This window comes from Streptomyces sp. NBC_01445, assembly GCF_035918235.1.
Lineage (GTDB): Bacteria > Actinomycetota > Actinomycetes > Streptomycetales > Streptomycetaceae > Streptomyces.
Map to the genome: position 1 here is coordinate 2,070,928 of NZ_CP109485.1, position 20,467 is coordinate 2,091,394.

The following is a 20,467-nucleotide window of genomic DNA, read 5'->3' on the forward strand; positions in this document are numbered from 1 at the left end:
GCGGTCTACGACTCCCTCAGCTTCGGGTTGAACACCTCGTCCAGACCCACATTGGCGACATACAGCGCACCGACTACGGCGGTGATGCCGATCCCCGGGGGCACGAACCACCACCACATGCCGAGTTGGAGGGCGCTCCACTGCTGGGCGCTCTGCAGCATCAGGCCGAGCGAGACGCCCTCGGTGGGGCCGAGGCCGATGAAGTCGAGCGAGGAGGCGATGAGGATCGAGCCGCCGAACAGCAGGATGAACGTCATGAACAGGTAGGAGCTCATGTTCGGCGCGATCTCGCGGAAGATGATCCGCCAGGTGCGGCTGCCGCTGAGCCGCGCCAGGTCCACGAACTCGCGCGAGCGCAGGCTGAAGGTCTGCGCCCGGATCGCACGCGCCGCCCACGGCCAGGACGTGAGGCCGATGAACAGCCCCTGCACACCGACGCTGCGCACACCCAGGTAGGCGTTGACGATGAGCAGGACGGCCAGGGACGGGATCACCAGGACGATGTTGGTGAGCATGTTGAGGATCTCGTCGACGATGCCGCCGCGATATCCGGCGAGGAAGCCGACCAGCATCGCGACGATCGCGGCGATACCGCCCCCGATCACGCCGACCAGGAAGGTGGAGCGCAGGCCGTACACGAACTGGGTGTAGATGTCCTGCCCGAACGTGGTCGTGCCCAGCCAGTACTTGCCGTCGGGTGCGGCGGCCTGCGGGCCGACGTAGGCGTTGGGGTCCGAGGAGTCGAGGATCAGTGGTCCCAGCACTCCGGCGAACAGGAGGACCAGCACGATCGCGAGCCCGATGAGGAGTTTCGGATTGCGGACCGCGTAGTGCAGGCTCTCGCGGCCGGGGGTGAGCGGCGGCGCGGCGGCCGCGGAGGGACCCGCGGTCTCGGCCACTGCGTCCGGCGCCGGAGTGCCCGAGGGCTGGGGTGGCAGTGTGCTCACGACTGTCCTCCCGCCATGCCGGTTCGGGTGCGAGGGTCGACGACGACGTATGCGAGGTCGATGAGGAAATTGGCGATCAGGACCCCGAGCACGATGAACAGAAACGCGCCCTGCAGCAGGAAGAAGTCCCGGTTCTGAATGGCCGCCAGGATCAGGTTGCCCAGGCCCGGATAGTTGAAGACGATCTCGGTGACCAGCGCGCCGGCGACGAGGACGCCCAACTGGAGTGCCAGCCCGGTGATCTGAGGCAGGACGGCGTTGCGGAAGGCGTATCGGCGGATGAGGCGGTGGGGTGCGCCGAGCGCGGCCAGGTAGGAGGAGTAGTCCGACTCCAGCTCGTAAATGATCATGTTGCGCATGCCGATCGCCCAGCCTCCCAGGGCCACCAGGAAGAGGGAGAGGAAGGGCAGCACCCAGTGGTGCAGGGCGTCGAGGAAGAAGTCGACGCTCATGCTGGGCTGGATGTCGAGGCTGTAGCCGCCCGAGATGGGGAACCATCCGGCCTTGGCGCTGAACAGCCAGGCGAGGATCACGGCGATCCACATGTACGGCATCGCGGTCAGCACGTAGCCGGCGGGCAGCACGGTGTTGTCGAGGATCTTGCGCCGGGCGGCGAGCGCGCCGAGCCAGTTGCCGACGAACCAGCTGAGCAGGATCGCCGGAATCATCAGGGCCAGGGTGTAGGGAAGTGCGTCGAGGATGACCTCGCTGACGGGCTTGGGGAACACCCAGATGGACAGGCCGAAGTCACCGTGCATCAGTGACGCCCAGAAGTGCAGGTACTGCTGCCACATGGGCTGGTCGAAACCGAACAGGTTGTTGTAGTAGGCGCGCATCGCGTCCACGGCCTCGGGCTGCGAGACCCGGGCGCGGGAGATCATCGCGGACACGGGGTCGCCCGGCATGAAGCGCGGGATCATCCAGTTCACGGTGACGGCGACGACGAACGTCAGCGCGTAGACGAGGAGCTTTCGGGCGAAGTAGCGGAGCAAGGGAGATCTCCCGGATCGGCGCGGCGGCAGGAGGTGGGAGGGGAAGCGGGCGGGGTGCGGGCCCGGCCCGCGACCGCTGTCAGGGAGGCGTCGCGAGCCGGGTGCTGCGCGCCCTTTCGGGGTTCCGCCCCGGGGGCCCGGGGCGGAACCCCGGACTCGTCACCCCCACGCGATGACGGGTCCGGGGCTGCTCGTGAGCCGAAAGGGTCAATGGGCAGGCTTGATCTTGGTCAGCATCTCGAAGCCGCCCATTTCCAGCCAGTTGCGCCACAGGGCGGGCGCGTAGTGTGAATCGCCCTTGTCCGAGGGCCAGTTGGTCCACGCACCGGTGGTGGCCTGCGACCACAGGCCGTTGTACCAGAGCGGGATGACGGGCATCTCCTTGAGCTGGATGTCCTGGATCTTGGAGATGGCCGCCTTCATCCCGGCCTCGTCGTCGGTCCTCACGCCGCCGAGCTGCTGGACGAGATTCCAGGCGTCCTTGTTCTCGTAGCGGCCGAAGTTGACCGTGTTCTGCTGCTTCTGGATCGGCAGCTGGAACATGTACTCGTAGTACGTCCAGGGGGTGTTGGACAGCTGGCGCTCGTTGTTGATGACGAGGTCGAAGTTCCCCTTGCCGCGCAGGTTGTTGAGCGCGTTCTGGTCGGGGAAGTCCGTGGTGACCCGGATGCCCGCGGCCTTCGCGCTGGCGGCGATGACCTTCGCGGCCTCCATCCAGTCGGTCCAGCCGGTCGGCACCTGCAACTTCAGCTTGATCGCCGAGCCGTCCTTGTTCTCGACGTAGCCGTCGCCGTCGGTGTCCTTGTAACCGGCATCCGCCAGTGTCTTCTTGGCCGCGGCCGTGTCGAAGGAGAAACCCTCCTTCGACGTCAGGGACTTGTCGATGTACTTGTCCCATTGCGGCAGCAGTCCGGTCGGGTCCGCGGGCTTGACCAGGTTGCCGTAGACCCCCTTGACGATCTTGCCCACGTCCACGGAGTACGCGAGTGCCTTGCGGAAGGCGGCGTCGTTCATCGGCTTCTTCGTGGTGTTGGGCACCAGCCAGGCTGTGTTGGCCGACTGCATGTACGGCGCCTGGTCGTAGTACGAGACGGCCTTGTGGGCCTTGATCATGGAGGCGGCGCCGGGCAGGAAGTTGTTGCTCAGGTCGAGTTGCCCCTGGTTGAGCTGGCCGATGACGATCTCGTTGCTGGGGTTGGAGATGTCGACGATGTACTTGGGAGCGGGCTTCATGTTGAGCGCCTTCACGCCCCACCAGTCGTCGCGCCGCTGCCAGATCACCCGGTCCTGAGAGTGGCTCTTGAGGGTGTACGCGCCGGAGACCACCGGCTTGTCGTTGACGCCGTTGAGTACCTGCTCGTCGGAGCGCTTGCTCCACACGTGCTCGGGCACGATGGGCTGCCCGTAGAGGGTGTAGTCCCACTCCTGGTAACGCGCCTGCTTGAAGGTGAAGCGGACGGTGTGGTCATCGACCGCCTCCGCCTTGGACAGCCAGCCCCACAGCGTGTGGAAGCTCGACGCCTCGATCTTGCCGATCTCGTACGAGTAGACGACGTCCTTGGCGGTCATCGGCTTGCCGTCCGACCACATGATCCCGGAGCGCAGCTTCAACTCGTACGTCTTGTCGCCGGTCCAGGAGCCGGACTCGGCGAGCCACGGTGTCAACTTCCCCGAGTTCGGGTCGAAGTGGAACAGGGTCTCGTAGGCCAGGCCCTTGGTGCCCGTCGCGTGGTCCCAGTTGTGCAGGGGGTTGTAGTTGGCGGGAGGGCCCCACTGAGTGCCCGTCGTGTACAGGGTTTCGTTGCGGGCCATCGCACCACCGCCGGAGGTGCCGCCGCTCTTGTCGCCGTCGGTCGACGAGCCACCGCTCGTGCATGCCGTGGCGATGAGCCCGCCGACGGCCAACAAGGTGAACCACCGCGCCCGGATGCGCATCGGATTACTCCCTCCCCGCTCGTCCCTGAGCGGAGCAACTGAACCGGGTAAGTGCGGGAAGTCTCGATCCGCATCGGGTTCGTGTCAATACATGCGGGAGCGCTCCCACCCCAGTCAATTCCCTGAATCCTGGGGGCTCTTGATCGACGGACGGGGTATCCCCAGGTGAAGCGGTCCGCGCTAGGATGCTGCTCTCGTCACGAAACGGTTAAGTGAGGATGCATGACCAAGCGGCGCCCCACGATCGCCGACATCGCGCGTCGTGCCGGAGTCTCCAAAGGAGCGGTGTCCTACGCGCTCAACGACCGGCCGGGCGTCTCCCCCGTCACCCGGGCCGAGATCAAGAAGATCGCGCATGAGATCGGCTGGCGGCCCAACAGCGCCGCGCGCGCACTGACCCGCGCGCGTGCCGACGCCGTCGGGCTGGTGCTCCCGCGGCCCGCACAAGTCCTTGGTTCCGAACCGTTCTTCATGGAGCTCATCAGTGGCATGGAGGACGAACTGGCCGCTCGGGACAAGGCGCTGACCCTCCAAGTGGTCGCCGATCCCGCCCAGGAGATCGAGATCTACAGCCGCTGGTGGGGCGAGGGACGGGTGGACGGCGTCTTCCTGACCGATCTTCGCGCGCACGACCCGCGGATCGAGCTGACGAAGGAGCTCGGCCTGCCGGCGGTGGTCGTCGGACACCCCAGCGGCGCCGGCGATCTGCCTGCCGTGTGGTCGGACGACGCCGCCGCTCTCGGCGAGACCCTGCGCTACCTCAGCGCGCTCGGGCACCGCGCTATCGCCCGTGTAGCGGGCCTTCCCGAGCTCGACCACACAGGGCGGCGCGACCGGGCTCATCTGCGCATCTGCGCCGAACTCGGTCTGGAAGAACCGTTGTTGGTGCACACCGACTACTCCGGCGAGGCAGGGTCACAGGCGGTTCGCAGGCTTCTGATCGGCTCGCGACGCCCCACGGCGATCGTCTTCGACAACGACATCATGGCGGTGGCCGGGCTCTCGGTCGCCCACGAGCTGGGCCTCGATGTGCCGGGCGAACTCTCCCTCGTCGCCTGGGACGACTCACAGCTGACGCAGGTGGTACGGCCGGCGCTCACCGCGCTCAACCGGGACATCCCCGCGTACGGAACACACGCTGCACGCACGCTGCTCACGCTGATCGAGGAGGGCTGGGCCGAGGGCGTCGAGGACACCCCTGCCCGGCTCATCCCGCGAGGCAGCACGGCACGGGCCCGCGTATCCTCCGCACCGCCTTTCGGGACGGACGGGCCCTGACACGCGCGCCGCGGGCGCCGAGGACACGGGCCCCGTGGGGGCTACGGACTGCCGGAACCTCAGGGACCACAGAGCTCCGAACTGTCCCGCTCGGAACTACGATTCTGGGTCTGGCCTGCAGCTTCCCCGCGCGCGGAAACGGCCTCCGCGGCGCCTGGAATGATCCTTCGATGCTGTTGTCGATCGTCACCACGCTGGTCCGGATCTGATCACCGTGCCCACTGCCGTGCGCCGCAGCCGCGTGGCCGAGGACGCGGAGGTGTTGGCGTGCGACACGAGAACGCCGTGCTGCACCGCCAGATCGCCCGGGTCCGCCGACCGAGTCTGGCGCGCCGTACTCTCGCGGCCGATCCTCGCAACCGCTGGCTCCAGGTCTTCGCGGTCACCCCCACTACGCTGCTGCGCTGGCACCGTGAACTCATCGCTTGGAAATGGACGTTCGCACCGAGAAGCCGCCCCGGCAGACCATCCACCACGCCCACCATCAAACAGCTCATCCTGCGCCTGGACCGGGAGAACAGCAGCTGGGGCCACCGCCGGATACAGGCGGATCGCCCGCCTCGGCCACCCGATCGCCCGGCCCACAGTCTGGGAGATCCTGCACGCCGCCGGCATCAACCCCGCCCCGCAACGCTCCGGCCCGACCTGGCACCAGTTCCTCATCGCCCAGGGACTCGCGGATCCCTACTCCCCATCTCGATGACGTAGGGAAACCGAGCACCTCGCGGGAGTCACCGTCCGGGCAGTCGCACCTGGACCTCTTGCAGCAACCACCCATTGCCGTCCGGATCACTGAACGAGGCGTATGAGGCGTAGCTGCGACGCTCTGGATCGGGGCCGTCCACCGACTCCTGGACGCCGTTGTCGTAGACATTGTGGAAGACATCGCTCACGTCAACGCCCCTGCCAACCAGGTCGGTGCGAGCTCGGTCGATGTCGAAGACCACGAGGTAGAGCCCCTGCGCGGAGCCCGGTGCCACAGGGGTGACCCCGCGGCCGAAGATGACCGAGCCCACGGACCCCGGTGGCGTCACCTGCACGATCCGGAACTCCGGGCCGGCTTCGTAGTCCGCGTCGAGCCGCCATCCCAGGCTCCTGTAGAAGCGCAGGGCACGATCGACATCAGCCACCGGGATGACGATGACCTCGAGGCTCATATTGATGGTCGGATCTTTTACGACGTCCGTTGCGCCGTCCTGATGTGCTTGCAGGGTGCTCACATCGACCTCCCGTGGCGGATGCCGGTTATGACCCCTGATAAGCCGCCAGCGGCGGGAACCCCAGCGCCGACTCCAGGCCATCCATGGACCGGCTGATACCACAATTGTCGCTTACTGGACAAAGTGCGGCGCTGCGAGCTCATCCTCCCCGGCGTGAAGGTCGGTTCAGTGACGGATGGCCCCCGGCAACTCGCCTCGCGTAAGGCCGCCTGAATGCCCGGCGAAGACCCGGGAGATCAGCGCCGGACCAGGCGCGTCATGTCGAGCACAAAGTGCAGGCCCAAAGCCCAGCGTTCGCTGGTGGAAAAGCCGCCCGAGTTACTTCGGGTCGAATACGTCGTGACGGCAGACTCTGACGGCAACGTCAGCAGACTGGATCGGTTTTGGGCGCCTCCCGGGGCACTCACCATGGCCTGTCGCAGGCTCGGTACCCAGGCAGGAGGTTCAGCTGATCGAACTTGAAAAGCGAAGCTCGCCTGTTCGAATCCGATAGGGGCTCCATGGACTACCAGGCACAGCGCCCCCGCGATCATGGACCGTGGGGGGCGTTGACGGCAAGTACCGGATGAGGGAAGGCTCGTCCTCACTTGCGTGGCCCCGTCGCGCGCAGCGAAGGGCGCCGTCAGGTGCACGACGGCGACCAACGCTGACAACTGAATCGCAGGTCACAGCGTTGAGCGCCAACTAGGCTCCAGGCCAAGCAACCACCGTGCCACTTCCAGAAGAACTGATTGCCCACCATGGCGCCCACGCAGTGCCGCCCCAATAGGAGCGGGGCCGTTTGTGGCGCTGAGGCCTGGCTCAGTGCGCGTCGTGGTCGACGCGGCGGGCGTATTTCGCGATCCGGGACACCGCGCGGTGGGCCGCCGCCTGCCGCGCTCACGAAGCGCGCCCGGCACCGTTTCGGCGCTCCGCTGACATTCCTGTCGGTTGCTCTGCCCAAACGGTCTTTCCGTGGGTTTGATAGCGGGTGCCCCACTGTTCCGCGACGCTCGCGATGATGAACAGTCCTCGGCCTGTCTCGTCGATGGTGCGGGCATGTTTCACCTGCGGAGCGCTGGTCGCGGTGTCGCTGACCTCGCAGGTCAGCATCCGCTCGAAGATCAGGCGTAGCTGCAGCGGCGGAGCGCCGTAGCGGACCGCGTTGCCGACGAGCTCGCTGACGATGAGCTCGGTGGTGAACGCCGTTTCCTCGTCCATTCCCCAAGCTTCCAGTTGGCGGCGGGCCGCTGCGCGGGCGATCGGGGCGGCCTCGGGGTCCGCAGGCAGGGTGCGGGTCAGTACCCGATCTTGCGGCAGCGCCTTCGTCCGGGCGAGCAGCATCTGGGCCTCGCCGGTCGGGTGGCCGCCGATGAGCGCTTGCGCGACGTCGTCACGCAGATCCGGCAGGGGCCTTGTGCTGGCGCCGTCCAGGAGCGGGCGAAGCGGACCGGATGGCGCCAGGACCGCGTCCGCGAGCGCGGCCGTGCCCATCGCCAGAGTGCTTCCTTCGGGGAGGTCGACGGTGGTCGCGGGGAATGGGGCGTTGCCTGTTTCGGCGAGTTGGGGGCCTGGGGGAACGGGCAGGCTGGCCGAGGTGTCGTCGGGAAAAACTGCGACCGGCTCGGGGAGGCCAGCGCGGGCGATGGTGCAGGTGAGTTCGACCGGGTCGTAGATCGCGATAATGCAGCCGGCGGTGAGCGGCTCGCGGTTCAGGGGATCCGTGGGAGGCAGCGTTGCGCGGGCGGCCACGAGACGGGCCACGGTGTCGCTGAGGCGGGCCAGCAGCTCGTCGGGCTGCAGGTCCAGGCCGGCGAGTGTATGGACGGCCGTCCGCAGGAGTCCCATCGTGATGGCGGCGGCGATGCCTTGCCCTGCCACGTCGCCGACGATCAGCGCGGTCCGTGCGCCGGGCAGCGCGATCGTGTCGGACCACGCGCCGCCACCCTCCGGAGCAGGAAGGTCCAGTTGGGAGATCTCCACGGTGGCATGTGTCGCCGGTTGGTGCGGGAGAAGTCTGCGCTGGACGGTTCGCGCGATAACCCACTCGCGCATGAACTGACGGGCGTTGTCGATGCAGAGCGCAGCGTGCGCACACACGGCGGACGCCACCGCGACGTCCTCCTCTTCGAAGGGGTCTTCTTGCCGGTGGCGGTAGAAGCTGACCACGCCCAGAGCATGACCGCGCAACGCCAGCGGTGCCACGATCAAGGAGTGGGCATCGGATCGCCTGATGACGTCGGCTCGGGCCGGGTCGACGGCCAGCCACGAGCTGTCCTCCTCGATCGCCACGAGGCGCGGCCGAAGGTCGGACAGGACGTCCGAGAAGGGGGTGCCGGTTGGCAGGGGTCGCACAACTCCGAGCGGGTGACCCGCGATTCGGCCTTGGAAGGCTGCTCGGCGCAGTGGAACGTCCCGGTGGACGGGTACCGGGGGAGGGTCCTCTCCGCGGACGACGTCTTCGATCACCGAGACGTCGGCGATGCCGGCGAAGGCAGGCACTACTGCCTCCACCAGCTCCCGGCAGACATCCATCACGTTCAGCCGGTGCCCGACTCGTGTGCGGACCGTGTCCAGGACGGCCAGGCGGTTCTGTGCGTTCTCTCGCTCGGTGACGTCGACCGTGGATGCCACCAGTCCGATCACATTGCCGACGGAGTCCTCCAAGCGGAAGTAGGAGACGGAGTGGATACGGTGCGTGGGCTGGCCTGGTGCCTTGATGCGCCGGACGAGCCGGTTCACGACCGGTTCTCCGCTCTCCAGGACCCTTTGCGCCACAGCGGCTTCTTCCTCGGGGTCTTCGAGTTCACACGCCTCGGTGAAATGCCTGCCCAGCAGGTGCCTCACTGGTGTGTCATGGGGCCCGCCGGTGGCGGTGCTCATGCGGACCACGCGAAGCTGATTGTCGAGGACGTGCAGTCCCACTGGGGATTGAGTGAACGCAGCCTTCAAGATTGCCACGTCCCGTCCCGACATGGTGTCCCCCGCTGCGAGCATCTGCCACAACACGGAAGTACCTCGAAGTACCGGCTTGACCAGCACCGCGGCCGCATCCGAGAAGCTCTCCCCCCACCGTTCGCCCTCAGCGGCGACCTCACGCATGAGCGCGGTCACGGACTGGCCGACGGCCTCTTCGGCGGACCAACCGAACAGCTCCTCGGCCGGACGCCCCCACTCGATCACCCGGCCGCTCTCATCGATGAGTACGAGCACGTCACCGCTGGGCATTCGAAAACACCTCCACACCCATCGTTACGCCGATCGGCTCAGCCCGCCTCCCACCAGGACTATCCAGGATCTGCCGTCAAAGATCTGAGCATTCCCCGGGACTCAACCGCCCTCCGGAGCCGTTACTCTGCGCGCCGTCTCTCCGCGCGCAGCTCCCCGCCGGCCACGCTCGCGGGGATCCGGCTCGGCCAGAGCTACACAAAGCGGAGCCGCCTCTGGGCCGTCCGAGGGCGCCTAAGGCCAACCAACCACGGCTCCCTGGCCGGTCATCGGCATGCCTGATTACGGACCCCGAGGCAGCAGCTCGGCACATCAGTTGTACGTTATGTCGTGTGCCCTGTGTGGGAGAGAGCTGTGGACTCACCGAAGAACCGCACCAGCCCAGCTGGAGGCACTGTTCCAGCACTGTGTGTGCCGATAATTACGTCCGAGCAGGTCACCGCAGTCATGGCGTCGATCGCACAGCGCGGCAGGATGGTCACTCGTGCTGTTCCGTCTCACATACCTGACCGCTGCTCACCTCTTCGCCTCCCTGCGCCTGCTGCGCACGAGTGACCACGCCAAGGCCGCCGAAATCCTCGCCCTACACCACCAGCTCGCTGTTCTCGAGCGCCAACTCGGCTCGTCAAAAGTGAAGTTCAGTGCCGCAGACCGGATCGCCTCGCCGCGCTCCTGGCCCCGCTGCCCCATGCGGTGCTGCGCCGGCTGCGGCTGCTCGTCCGTCCCGACACCATCTTGCGACGGCATCGCGACCTGCTCCGGCGGCGCCATGCGAGAGCCTCCTGCAACAAGCAGCCCGGGCGCCCGCGCACCGTCCGCTCCATCCGAGCCGGACCACCGTCACCTAGGCCGCCTTCCTCCGCTCCCAGGCCGACGTGCTCCTCGCCGTGGACTTCATCGAGACCATCACCCTGACCGGCCGGCGGCAGTACATCCTCGCCGCCGTCGAACACACCACGCGCCGGATCTGGATCCTCGGCACCACGGCGCACCCCACAGCCGACTGGGTCACCCAGACGATCAGGAACCTCGTGATGACCGCATACGGCTCCAGCATCGCAAGGCCGCGAGTACCAGCACGTACCTCTTCCGGCTCGGGTCAAGGTCACCATCGAGTGGTACATGGACGAGTACGGCAGCGTCGACGGAAACCTTCACCGCAATCCGCGAGACACCAGCAAGGCGTTCCCGCACTGCTACCTCTCGAACCAGTGGAATCTGGGCTCACCGAACCACCCCCCCCCAGGGCATACAGGCAGGTAAGCCACCCCGGTGGTCTCGCTCAGACAATCGACCTGGTCAACGGCCCGAACCGGAGTTTCCACGCTCGACAGGTTCCTCGGCGCCCAATGGCATCCAGAGAACACCGTAGCCAAGGCACCCGCCACCAGGCTGTTCTGCGCACTGATCACCGCGGTTCGCTGACTCGCAGGAGGCACGACTCGACGATAGAGTTGGATGCGGAATTGTCGGACCCGGCCAGCGAAATAACGCCCTCTATACGGCAGCGAAATTTCCTGAGGTGTGGCACAACCAAGTGGCGCGGGTCTCGGAGCGGGTGTGACACATGCACGACGCCATGTTCCACGGCACCCTCGGCGATCTCCCCGAGCCGGGCGACAAGGGATACGCCACGGTCGATGGGCAGGGTGTGCTGACGGGCTGGAGCCCAGGTGCCCAGCGGCTGCTTGATTACACCGCCGAGGAAGTCCGCGGGCGGCGCGGGGCAGACCTGCTGTATTTCCATGCCGACGCCGCCGGTCTCGTGGAGCGCTGCCGAGGGCGGGAGGCCACCGCCCTCGGGGCGATAGCGCTGCGACACCGGGATGGCAGCCGAGTCGAGGTCGGTATGTGGGCCCATTCCCTCGTGTCCACCACCGGTGAGCCGTATTGGCTGGTCCAGGCGGAGAGCGCCGATGCCGTACGCCGAAAGAATCTCGGCCGCGCACTCCTGAAAGGCTTGTTCACCGAATCGCCTTTCCACATCGACGTATTCGACACCCAGTTCCGCTTTGTCGCCCAAAATGCACGGCGCTTGAAAGGTTTCAGGAACCAGGATTCCCTGGGGCGCACCATGCGGGAGGTGGCCCCGGCCGGAGTGATGGACATGACGGCCTTCGAGAGCCGCCAGCGGCAGGTCCTGGCCACCGGTGAAGCGCTGGTCGCCACTGAGGTGCACGCCCGGGCTCCCGATGACCCGGACCGGTACCAAGCCTTTTCGGAGACAATCGTTCCGCTGCGAAGCGACTCCGACGAGGTGATCGGACTGGCACACGTGGTGTTCGAAGTGACCGAGCGAGTCCGGGCACGGGAGCGGCTGGCCCTGGTCAACGACGCGAGCGCGAAGATCGGCAGCACACTTGACGTCCTGCACACCGCGCAGGAACTGACTGACGTGGCCGTCCCCCTCCTGGCCGATCATTCCTATGTCAACCTACTGGACTCGGTGTTCGGGGGCGATGAGCCAGTTGCCGGTCCCGTCTCCGAGGCCATGCCACTGCGCCGTGCGGCAAGTTCGACTGTCCCTGAGGGTCCGCTGGAACCAGTGGTCGCGACGGGGGACGTCGACCCGTTCACCTCCGGGGCCAGGTCCTTGTTCACCCGTGCTTTGGCCAGTGGCGAACCCCTGCTACTGACGAGCGAAGAGGTGATAGCCGCCATCACCGCGGTTGCCCCTCAACGGGCCGCGTTGGTCCGCGAATACGGCGTCCACTCGTGGCTGCTGGTACCGATGTTCGCGCGAGGAGCCGCGCTCGGTGCGGCGGTCTTCCTACGCCACCGGGGGACGCATGCGTTCGAGGCGGACGACGTGCTGCTGGCCGAGGATTTTGTGGCGCGTGCCGCCGTGTGCATCGACAACGCGAGGCGGTACACCCGCGAGCGGACGACGGCATTGGCGCTGCAACGCAGTCTGCTGCCGCAGCAGATACCGATGCTCGGTGCTGTGGAAGTGGCGTCACGCTATCTGCCGGCCTGCGGTCACGCGGTGCTGGGTGGTGCCTGGTTCGACGTGATTCCGCTGTCGGGCGCGCGGGTGGCCTTGGTGGTGGGAGATGTGGTCGGGCATGGCCTGCAGTCGGCGGTGACCATGGGACGGCTGCGTACCGCGGTGCGCACCCTCGCGGATCTCGACCTGTCGCCTGAGGAGTTGCTCACCCATCTGGATGACCAGGTCAACCGGTTCCAGGAGGAACATCGGGAGGGACTCACAGGCGGGGCGGCCGGAACGACATGCGTGTACGCGGTGTTCGATCCCATCGCACGGCGATGCACGGTGGCGCGGGCGGGACATCCGCCACCTGCGCGGGTGACGGCGGACGGGAAGGTCGAGTTCATCGATCTGCCCGGCGATCCTCCGCTCGGTCGCGGCGGAGCCCCGTTCGAGAGCGGCGAGGTGATTCTGGCTGACGGGGAACTGCTCGTGTTGTACACCGACGGCCCGGCGCACGCACCGGAGCAGAGCGCGGAGACTGCTCTCGCACGGCTCCGCGAGGCACTGTCCGACACCCAGCTCACCCCTCCGCCTGGGCTCGACGGTGTCTGCGACGCGATGATCCGCCACTTGATGCCGGCCTGCCCGCAGGACGATGCGGCCCTGCTCGTAGCGCGGGTACACGGGCTTGCCCCGGACCGGCACGTCACCTGGGATCTGGCGGCCGAGCCCGAGGTCGTTGGCGAGGCACGCGCGCTCGCGAACCGGAAACTGGCCGAATGGGGCCTGGAGGAACTGGAGTTCACCACGGAACTCGTGGTCAGCGAACTGGTCACCAATGCCATCCGCTACGGCAGCCCGCCGATCCAGTTGCGGCTGATCCGCGACGGCAACCTGATCTGCGAGGTCACCGACGGCAGCAGCACCTCCCCCCACATCCGGCGCGCACTGGAGACCGACGAGGGAGGACGCGGGCTGTACATGGTCGCCCAGCTCACCCAGCTATGGGGCACCCGCTACCACCCCCGCGGCAAAACCATCTGGGCCGAGCAACCCCTCCCCAACAGCGCTGATGCCGTTGCCAGGTAGCTCCGGACCTCGGGGCCGCTTGCCCGGTGGACGCTCACGGTGGCCTCGGCTCCGGTGATGCGGGTGCTCGTGCTGACTGAGAACATGATCGCCGATCCGACGCCGGGCTGCCGAGACACCCTGGGCGGTATCCGCCACGCGGAAGCCGTACCAGGCTGGGCGAGGATTCTCAGTCGCTGAACCCCAAGTGGGCGAAGGCGACATCCCGTATCGTGGCCCGTCCCGCGAGGTGAAGACCCCATGCCTGCTGGGCCGTTTCGGCGAGCCACCGCGGGACAGTTCCGCCCTGATCCGCGGTGTCGCGCAGCTCCTCACCACCGATCCGTCCACAAGCAAGAGGGCAAGCGCCGCTTCAGCGCTGCTCAGCCACACCGACGATGCGTAGCGCGATGTCGCCGTACTGGTAGGCGAGTTGGTCGACGCTGAACTCGCCCACCTCGTGGAACCAGCTGGACACACCGATACCCATGTCCAGGATCGAGTACGAGGCGATCCTCGCCGACTGAACATGGAAGACGCCCTCGGCGGCGCCCCGCTCGATGAGTTCGCGGAAGCGGCGTTCGTAGGCGCTGCGGCGGCTGAGGACCCTGTCCTGGTCGGGCTGCTCCAGGCTGCCGATCTCACGGTTGCCGACGAACGCCTCCAGGCGATGGCGCGCGTGGTAGCGGATGTGCGCCTCCACGGAGCGGCGCAACTGCTCGTGGGCGTCGTCCACTCCGGCGACGGCCGCCGTGTTGTCGGCGATGAGCTGCTCCATCGTCCCGATCATGATCTCCACCAGCAGCTCGTGCTTGGACGCCACGTGTTTGTAGAGGCTCGGACCGCGGATGCCGACCGCGGCCCCGATGTCGGTCATGGTGGTGGACCGATAGCCCTGCGCGGCGAACAGTTGCAGCGCGGCCTGCCGGATCGCCGACCGGCGGTCGGACGGGGAGGAGCCCCCGGACTGCGCCGGTCGGTGCGGACGTTCGTAGGACCCGTCTTGGGTCGCACCTTGAGCTGCACGCATCCGAACCCCCCGAAGCTATCCATCATTAGCCGCGCCTCCGGCCTCAAGCATCACACTATAGCCGCCGCTTTCGCCCGTGGCCTTGACACAGGACTCGCTTCAGCCCTCTCATGGCTAATGGTTAGTAGCCAAGATCAGAGGTGAAGCATGACCATCGGGTTCGAGATCGACGACAGGGTCGCCGACATCGCGCGGCGCACCACCGACTTCGTTCGAGATGTGGTGATACCTGAGGAACAGGCATGCGACGGGAACGTCCATACGGGGCCGGAACCACTGCGCCGCCGATTGCAGGAGGCCGCCCGGACGGCCGGGGTGTTCGCCCCGCACGTGGGCACCGACTGGGGCGGGCTCGGGCTCGACCTGTGCGGGCAGGCGGTGGTGTTCGAGGCGGCCGGACACTCGCTGCTGGGACCGCTCGCCCTCAACTGCGCGGCGCCCGACGAGGGCAATATGCATCTGCTCGAAGTCGTCGCCACAGCGGAGCAGAAAGAGCGGTATCTGCGGCGTTTGGCCGCCGGTGAGGTGCGGTCCTGCTTCGCGATGACCGAACCGGCGCCGGGCGCGGGTTCCGACCCGCGCGCGCTCGCCACGACCGCGACGAGGATCGACGGCGGCTGGCGGATCGACGGCCGCAAGTGGTTCATCAGCGGTGCGGACGGCGCAGGCTTCGCCATCTGTATGGCCCGCACCAGCGGCGGCCCCGGCGACGCCGGCGGCGCGACGATGTTCCTCGTCGACGCCGACAACCCCGGCATGAAGATCGTCCGGAACATCGACACCCTCGACCAGGGACTGTTCGGCGGACACAGCGAGGTCGTGTTCGAGAACTGCGAAGTGGGCGACGACGCCGTACTGGGCGAGGTGGACCAGGGATTCAAGTACGCGCAGGTGCGCCTGGGCCCCGCCCGGATGACGCACTGCATGCGCTGGCTCGGAGTGGCGCGCCGGGCACAGGACATCGCCCTGGAGCGCGCCGCCGAGCGCTCGGCCTTCGGTAGGCCGCTGGCCGAACTGGGCATGGTGCAACAGCTGTTGGCCGACTCCGAGATCGACATCGAGACCAGCCGTGCGGTCCTGTGGCGGGCCTGCTGGGAGCTGGACCAGGGCCGCTCGGCCGCACAGCACACCTCCATCGCGAAGACGTACGTCTCCGAGGCCGTGAACCGGGTCGTCGACCGTGCGGTGCAGGTGTGCGGCGCACTCGGTATCTCGGGGGACGCCCCGCTGTCGCGGCTGTACCGCGAGGTGCGTCCGTTCCGGATCTACGACGGCCCGTCCGAGACCCACCGCTGGGCGATCGCCAAGCGCGCGGTGCGGACGGCACGGGAGCGGAGGGCCGCGCGGTGACCACCTCCGAGGAGGCCGTGGTCGGCGTCGACGTGCCCGCCCTGCGGCGCTACTTCGAGCGCCATGTACCGGATTTCACGGGTGAGTTGCGGATCGCGCTGTTGCAGGGCGGGCGCTCCAATCTCACGTACGACGTCACCGATGGGACGCACCGGTGGGTGCTGCGCAGGCCGCCGCTGGGCGTGCTGACGCCGACCGCGCACGACATGGACCGCGAGTACCGCGTCGTCGCCGCGCTCGGCGGCACCGGGGTGCCGGTCGCCAGGGCAGTGCTGTCGTGCACGCACTCGGACGTGATCGGGGCGCCGTTCTGCGTCGTCGACTTCGTGGAGGGGCCGGTGCTGCGCGACGGCGACCGGGCCGCCGAGCTGCCGCCCGCCGACGCGCGAAGCGCCGCCGAGGCGCTCGTCGACGCGCTGGCGGCGCTGCACTCAGTCGATGCCGCCGCTGTCGGGCTCGGCGACTTCGGCCGCCCCGACGGCTATCTGGAGCGTCAGGTGCGCCGGTGGAGAGGCCAATGGGACAAGGTCGCCACCCGGACGCTGCCCGACGTCGACGAACTGCACGGCAGGCTCGCCCGCGCCCTGCCCGCGAGCGGCGCGCCGACGATCGTGCACGGCGACTACCGCCTCGACAACACCATCCTGGCCCCGGGCGACTTCGGCCGGATCGCCGCGATCGTCGACTGGGAGATGGCCACACTCGGCGATCCGCTCGCCGACCTCGGAATGCTCCTCATGTACTGGGACGCGACCTGCGAACCGGTCCTCGGGGCACGCCACGTCCCGACGGCCAACCCCGGTTTCCCTTCCGGGCAGGAGCTGGCCGAGCGCTACGCCGCCAAGTCCGGCCGTGATGTCCGATCCCTGCGCTACTACCAGGCGTTGGCCTGCTTCAAGCTCGCCGTCATCGCGGAGGGCATCCACGCCCGCTACGCGGCGGGGCAGACCGTCGGCACCGGTTTCGAGCGGGTCGGCTCCGCGGTGCCCGCGCTGCTGAACTCAGGACTGGAGCTGCTGTCGTGACCGCGACCACACCGTCGTACGAAGGAGACACCGTGCGAGACCGCCTGTCCGGACAGATCGCCCTCGTCACCGGGGCCACCGGCGGCATCGGAGACGCCGTGTCACGGCGGCTGGCGGCGGAAGGCGCCACCGTCGTGGTCACCGACATCGACGCCGGCCGCTGCGAAGAGCTGGCGAAGGAGCTGACGGCCGGCGGGGCACGGGCGCTCGGCCTCGCCCTGGACGTCAGCGACGAGGACGCGTGGCGCGGCGCGGTCGACCGGGTGGTCGCCGAACTCGGCGGCCTGACGGTGCTCGTCAACAACGCGGGCATCGCCGAGATGCGGACCGTGGAGACGGAGACCCAGGAGTCCTGGGACAAGGTCATCGCGGTGACGCAGGGCGGTGTCTGGCTCGGCATGAAACACGGCGGGCCCGCGATCGAGCGCTCCGGTGGCGGCTCGATCGTCAACATCGCCTCGATCTTCGGTACGGTCGGCGGCTTCGGCAGCCAGTTCTCGTACCACGCGGCCAAGGGCGCGGTCCGGCTGATGACCAAGAACGCGGCCCTGCACTGGGCCACCCGCGGAGTCCGTGTCAACTCCCTCCACCCCGGCTTCATCGAGACGCCCCTGTCCCGCGAACTGTGGCGGGGCACACCCCGGCACACCGCGATGGTCGAGGGCACTCCGATGGCGCGGCTCGGCAGGCCCGACGAGGTCGCGGGGGCGGTCGCGTTCCTGGCCTCCGCGGACGCGAGCTTCGTCACCGGCTCCGAGCTGTACGTGGACGGCGGCTGGACAGCGCGCTGACGGACAACGCGGAAGGGGGCGCGGCGGTTGCCGCGCCCCCTTCCGCCCGTACGTGCACTGTCAACGCACCCGCGTGTACTGGTTCACCCCGTCCCGGAACGCCACCGTGGCCCGGCCCCGGAGCACGAGCACGTCCAGGTGCGCCGCCGTCTCGTTGACCGCGAGCATCTGGTTGAACTCGCTGAGCTCGCCGAAGGGCACCTCGCGGCGCGTCCAGCCCAGTTCGCGCGCCACCGCGTGGGCATCGAGCGTGCCGTCGCCCATCGCCACCAGACTCTTGGCCAGCCGGTCGTCGTGGTGCGTGAGCAGCTCGGCGACGCGGGTGTGGGCGCTGTCGGCGACCGGTCCGTGCGCAGGCAGCAGGCGTGTGTCCGCGTACTGGGTCATCAGACGCAGGGAGTCCAGATAGTCGGCGAGCGGCTTGCCTCCGGGCTCGGCCAGTTCGAAGCCGATGGACGGCGTGATGTGCGGCAGGACGTGGTCCCCGGAGAACAGGAGCCCGCGCTGTTCGTCCAGGAAGACCACATGTCCCTTGGTGTGTCCGGGGGTTGGCACGACCCGCAGTGCGTGGTCACCGAAGCTCAGGGTCTCCGCGCCGAGCCAACGGTCGGGGGCCTCCCACACGGTCGGGTCGTAGCCGCCGTGGTCCATGGCCTGGACGCGGTCGGCCAGGTCGCCGGCGCCCGCCCTGCGCAACGTCTCCAGCGAGCCCGCGGGCTCGTCGCTGCGCAGCCGGTCGAGCATCTCCAGGCCCGGACGCTCGCCCGCGCCCAGGTACACGCGCGAGCCGAGGAGCCGGCGCAGCTCGACGGCGTTCGTGTAGTGGTCGCGATGGATGTGCGTGACCAGGATGTGGCTGATGTCGCCGAGGTCGCGGCCTATGGCGGCCAGGGCCTCCTCGAGTGCCTTGCGCGCCTCGGGGATCGCCCAGCCGCCGTCGATCATGACGATGCCGTCATCGTCCGCCAGGTTCTCCAGCAGATAGACGTTGACGGCGTGCAGCCCGTCGTTCGGCAGCGGCAGGGGAACGCGGTGCACCCCGGGCTGCACGGTCTGGATTCCGGCTGCGGCCCATGGGCCCTGGTCGAACCGCGTGGTCATGATGCTCCCTTGCTGGCTGGTGCTGGTGTGTCTGTGTGGATCGTCCCGGCCTCGTGGATCAGGCCGGGCCGGGAGTGTTCGTGCGCAGCCGGTGGGCCAGTTCGCGGGCCCCGGACCGGTCGAGCTTGCCGACCTTGGTCTGCGGCAGCTCCTCGATCCCGTAGACGAACTCGGGCCACTTGGTCCTGGACAGGCCGACGCTGTCGAGGTGGCCGGTCACCTCCGCCAGGTCGATGCCGCCGCCGTCCTCGGTGACGACGAGCAGCGCGATGCGTTCGCCGAGCACCTCGTCCGGGACGGCCGCGACGCAGGCCCGCGCGACCCGCGGATAGCTGGCGACGGCACGCTCGATCTCGGTGATGTCGATGTTCCGGCCACCGCGGATGATGATGTCCTTCTCGCGGCCCATGATGCTGATGGTGCCGTCGTCATGGGTCATCAGCAGGTCGCCGGTGGGGAAGTAGCCGTCCTCGGTCAGCGTCGGCGCCTCGACCTTGCCGTCGCGTGCGTAGCCGAGGAAGAGGGAAGGCCCGCGCACCTGCGCGCGGCCCGACACCCCGGGTCCCGCCGTGTCGCCTTCGGGGGTGAGTGCGCGCAGGTCCGTGCCGGGAAAGGGGCGGCCGTCCCTGCCGAGCCGGATCTCCTCGGGTTCGTCGGGGCGCGGCGAGGTGTGGCCGAGACACTCGGACATGCCGAAGACGCGCAGGATCCGCGTGCCCAGGGACTGTTCGGCGCGCGCGAGGGCGCCGCGGTCCATCGGACCGCCTCCCACGGTGATCGCGCGGACTCCCCCGAGGATGCCGGAGCCGGCCGCCTCGGCTCCCATCTGCAGGGCCATCGTCGGCACGCACATGGTCCAGCGCACCTGTGCCTCTGCCATCCGCTGCAGAGCGACGGCCCGGTCCCACTTCGTCATCAGGACGAGCGGGCCGCCCAGGAGAAGTGCGAGGTAGACGCCGAAGCAGTACGCGGCCGTCGACGACAGCGGGACGATCGCGGCCACTGCGTCTCCGCGCGTCAGGCCGTTGATCTCGATGGTGCTCGTGCCCGCGTAGCGCAGGGCGTCCTCGGACTGGACGACGCCTTTGGGCCGCCCGGTCGAGCCGGAGGTCAGACCGATGAGGGCGCCGCCCGACCAGCGGCTCACGTCCCGCTGCCCGGGCGCGGCGTGACAGGTCCAGCCGTCGAGCACCGGGTCCGAGGTGAAGGCGGCTCCGGCCCCGCCCGTCATCAGCTCGGACACCCCCCATTCGTCCATCGCCGAGGGCTCGGCGACCACGGCGTCGGGGCGGATGTCCTCGAAGGCGGCCGCGAACTCGGCACGTGTGGTGTGCCGGTTGACCACCGCCAGGACCCCGTCGCCGAGTCCCACGGCCAGCGTGCCCGCGACGGTCCGCCATGAGTTGTCGGCCTGGAGCATGACGGTCCCGCCGGACCCGTCGCCTGCGCCGGCGGACATCGCCGAGGCGAGCCGGCCCGCCTCGGCGAGCAGCTCACGCGCCGTGTGGCTGCCCGAGTCGTCGATGACGGCGACGAAGTCCGCCTGCTCGGCCCGTCGTTGGAACTCCTGCACTACCTGTCGCATCCTGCT

The 20,467-nt window shown here is 68.3% G+C and carries 13 protein-coding genes; 5 read left to right on the forward strand and 8 right to left on the reverse strand.

The features are described 5' to 3' along the window. Positions 1 to 5 precede the first annotated feature (5 nt). From OG574_RS09790 to OG574_RS09800, 3 genes are all read right to left on the reverse strand, one after another. Positions 6 to 947, reverse strand: a complete 942-nt coding sequence (locus OG574_RS09790) for an ABC transporter permease (protein WP_326772823.1) — start codon at positions 945 to 947, stop codon at positions 6 to 8. Next, entirely contained in the window at positions 944 to 1,939 is a 996-nt protein-coding gene (locus OG574_RS09795; RefSeq protein WP_326772824.1) for an ABC transporter permease, read from the reverse strand. The genes OG574_RS09790 and OG574_RS09795 overlap by 4 nt, the downstream gene beginning before the upstream one ends. 207 nt (positions 1,940 to 2,146) lie before the next feature. After that, entirely contained in the window at positions 2,147 to 3,874 is a 1,728-nt protein-coding gene (locus tag OG574_RS09800) for an ABC transporter substrate-binding protein (protein WP_326772825.1), read from the reverse strand. 222 nt (positions 3,875 to 4,096) lie between these two features. Here OG574_RS09800 and OG574_RS09805 point away from each other — a divergent pair, with 222 nt between their 5' ends. Then, on the forward strand, positions 4,097 to 5,152 hold the full coding sequence (locus OG574_RS09805; protein WP_326772826.1) for a LacI family DNA-binding transcriptional regulator: 1,056 nt from the start codon (positions 4,097 to 4,099) through the stop codon (positions 5,150 to 5,152). A 731-nt stretch (positions 5,153 to 5,883) separates the two neighbouring features. Here OG574_RS09805 and OG574_RS09810 read toward each other — a convergent pair. Both OG574_RS09810 and OG574_RS09815 read right to left on the reverse strand, forming a co-directional pair. Beyond that, positions 5,884 to 6,372: a VOC family protein gene (locus OG574_RS09810; protein WP_326772827.1), complete on the reverse strand. Its 489-nt coding sequence runs from the start codon at positions 6,370 to 6,372 to the stop codon at positions 5,884 to 5,886. An 879-nt stretch (positions 6,373 to 7,251) separates the two neighbouring features. After that, the gene (locus OG574_RS09815; RefSeq protein ID WP_326772828.1) at positions 7,252 to 9,579 is read right to left on the reverse strand and encodes an ATP-binding SpoIIE family protein phosphatase; all 2,328 of its coding nucleotides are present in this window, start codon (positions 9,577 to 9,579) and stop codon (positions 7,252 to 7,254) included. A gap of 1,567 nt (positions 9,580 to 11,146) precedes the next feature. On the opposite strand from OG574_RS09815, the gene OG574_RS09820 reads away from it, so the two are divergent. After that, positions 11,147 to 13,600: a SpoIIE family protein phosphatase gene (locus OG574_RS09820; RefSeq protein ID WP_326772829.1), complete on the forward strand. Its 2,454-nt coding sequence runs from the start codon at positions 11,147 to 11,149 to the stop codon at positions 13,598 to 13,600. A 352-nt stretch (positions 13,601 to 13,952) separates the two neighbouring features. On the opposite strand, the gene OG574_RS09825 is transcribed toward OG574_RS09820, so the two are convergent. Beyond that, positions 13,953 to 14,609, reverse strand: coding sequence for a TetR/AcrR family transcriptional regulator (locus OG574_RS09825; protein WP_326772830.1), 657 nt, complete (start codon positions 14,607 to 14,609; stop codon positions 13,953 to 13,955). A 147-nt stretch (positions 14,610 to 14,756) separates the two neighbouring features. Here OG574_RS09825 and OG574_RS09830 point away from each other — a divergent pair, with 147 nt between their 5' ends. The 3 genes from OG574_RS09830 to OG574_RS09840 are packed head-to-tail and all read left to right on the forward strand — an operon-like array spanning position 14,757 to position 17,775. After that, positions 14,757 to 15,959, forward strand: coding sequence for an acyl-CoA dehydrogenase family protein (locus OG574_RS09830; RefSeq protein WP_326772831.1), 1,203 nt, complete (start codon positions 14,757 to 14,759; stop codon positions 15,957 to 15,959). Beyond that, positions 15,956 to 16,984 carry a phosphotransferase family protein gene (locus tag OG574_RS09835; protein WP_326772832.1) on the forward strand — a complete coding sequence of 343 codons (1,029 nt, stop codon included), beginning with the start codon at positions 15,956 to 15,958 and terminating at the stop codon, positions 16,982 to 16,984. Before OG574_RS09830 ends, OG574_RS09835 begins: the two co-directional genes overlap by 4 nt. A gap of 32 nt (positions 16,985 to 17,016) precedes the next feature. Then, on the forward strand, positions 17,017 to 17,775 hold the full coding sequence (locus tag OG574_RS09840; RefSeq protein ID WP_326778420.1) for an SDR family NAD(P)-dependent oxidoreductase: 759 nt from the start codon (positions 17,017 to 17,019) through the stop codon (positions 17,773 to 17,775). Between the two features lie 60 nt (positions 17,776 to 17,835). Here the strand turns inward: OG574_RS09840 and OG574_RS09845 are convergent, their stop codons facing one another. Both OG574_RS09845 and OG574_RS09850 read right to left on the reverse strand, forming a co-directional pair. Beyond that, the gene (locus OG574_RS09845) at positions 17,836 to 18,876 is read right to left on the reverse strand and encodes an MBL fold metallo-hydrolase (protein WP_326772833.1); all 1,041 of its coding nucleotides are present in this window, start codon (positions 18,874 to 18,876) and stop codon (positions 17,836 to 17,838) included. A 58-nt stretch (positions 18,877 to 18,934) separates the two neighbouring features. Then, entirely contained in the window at positions 18,935 to 20,461 is a 1,527-nt protein-coding gene (locus tag OG574_RS09850; protein ID WP_326772834.1) for a class I adenylate-forming enzyme family protein, read from the reverse strand. Between the last annotated feature and the right edge of the window lie 6 nt (positions 20,462 to 20,467).